The sequence below is a fragment of the Alkalimonas amylolytica genome, assembly GCF_900107845.1.
Taxonomy (GTDB): domain Bacteria; phylum Pseudomonadota; class Gammaproteobacteria; order Enterobacterales; family Alteromonadaceae; genus Alkalimonas; species Alkalimonas amylolytica.
Map to the genome: position 1 here is coordinate 1 of NZ_FNRM01000026.1, position 1,680 is coordinate 1,680.

Annotated in this window: 1 protein-coding gene; it reads right to left on the bottom strand. The window is 57.1% G+C overall.

Annotation, left to right across the window (positions count from 1 at the left end):
* The coding region (locus BLW37_RS18540) for a condensation domain-containing protein (RefSeq protein WP_245785792.1) at positions 1-1,680 on the bottom strand (1,680 nt) is incomplete at both ends.

The following is a 1,680-nucleotide window of genomic DNA, read 5'->3' on the forward strand; positions in this document are numbered from 1 at the left end:
TGCAATCGCTGCAGGATACTGCCGGGCCATGGCTTCAAACGGCTCATGCAGCAACGAAGCTACCGGGTGCTCTGTTGCTGTGTTGTTCCAGTGGTTAAACTGGTCCATATCCCCGCCACTCAGTAACTCCAGCCCATGCACCGACGTGGTCGGTGCCTGCAAAGCTTCGGTCACCAAACGAGTAAAGTGCTCCGCCATCCGCACTATCGTCGCAGCCTCAAACAAGTCGCTGTTGTAGTTCCAGCTCAGTTGCAGTATGTGATTGACTTCCTGCACGGTCAGCGTTAAGTCAAACTTCGCACTGTCCTCTGCACTCGCCATCGGCGACAACGTCAGACCCGGCAACGTCAACTCGGTCACCTCGTTGTTCTGCAACACCAACATCACCTGAAACAGCGGATGATGACTCAGGCTGCGCTCAACCTGCAGCACATCCACCAACTTCTCAAACGGCACCTGCTGATGCGCGTAGGCGCTAAGACAACGCTCCTTGCTCTGACGAACCAAATCCACCAGCCCCGCATTCGCCGAGACCTCACTTCGAAGCACCAACGTATTGACAAAAAAGCCAATTAAACCAGCTACCTCCGACTGCTCACGGTTCGCCACCGGACTACCTACCACGATATCCGTTTCATTGCTGTAGCGTGATAACAGTGCACTGAACACCGCATGCAACCCCATAAACAAGGTCGCGCCTTCTTGCTGGCAAAGCTGCTTCAGACCCTGCGTCTGCGCCACTCCCAGCTCACTCTGTACCGTTCTGCCAACAAAGCTTTGCTGCTTCGGACGCACTTTATCCAGCGGCAAACCATGCAGCACCGGTGCATCAGCCAACTGCTCCCGCCAGTAACTTAGCTGACGCTCCAACACCTCCCCCTGCAAATAATCGCGCTGCCAAGCAGCATAATCCCCATACTGTACCGTCAACTCCGGCAGCTCCGCCTTTATCCCCTCGACGCCCGCTCGGTACAGCTCGACAAACTCCTTCACCAGCACGCCCATCGACCAACCGTCCGACGCAATATGGTGCATATTCGTCACCAGCACATATTCATCCAACGACTGTCGGATCAGCAGCACTCGCAACATCAGGTCCTGGCTTAAATCAAACGGCTGCTCCAACGCCGAGGCCATCAGGGCCCGCACCGCCGAGGCCTGTGCATCGCTCTCTAAAGCCTGCACATCCTCCATCTGCAAGATTATTTGCGCATCTTCACGCACCTCCTGATAAGGCTCGCCATCCGCATCCATTGCAAAGCGGGTTCTAAGCACCGCGTGCCGCTGCACTATCTGCTGCAAAGCCTGCTGTGCCACCACGCTATCCAGCTCGCCGCGCAGCTGTAGCACCACCGGCATATGGTAATGACGGCTGCCGCCTTCGATCTGATCCAGCAGCCACAAGCGCTGCTGCGCAAAGGATAGTGGCAAAGGTCCTTCCTGCTGCACCGGCACGATCGCCGGTATCGCCTCACCCTGCTCTGTCTGCACCACCAACGCTGCCTGACCCACCAGGTCGTTGTGCTCAAACAAGGAGCGCAGTGCCACATTCACACCCAGCTGCTGCCGGATATGGCTCGCCAGCCGGGTCGCCAGCAACGAATGGCCTCCCAGTGCAAAGAAGTTATCCCGACGCCCAACCCGCTCAACACCCAGCAGCTCTTGCCAAATCACCGCCAA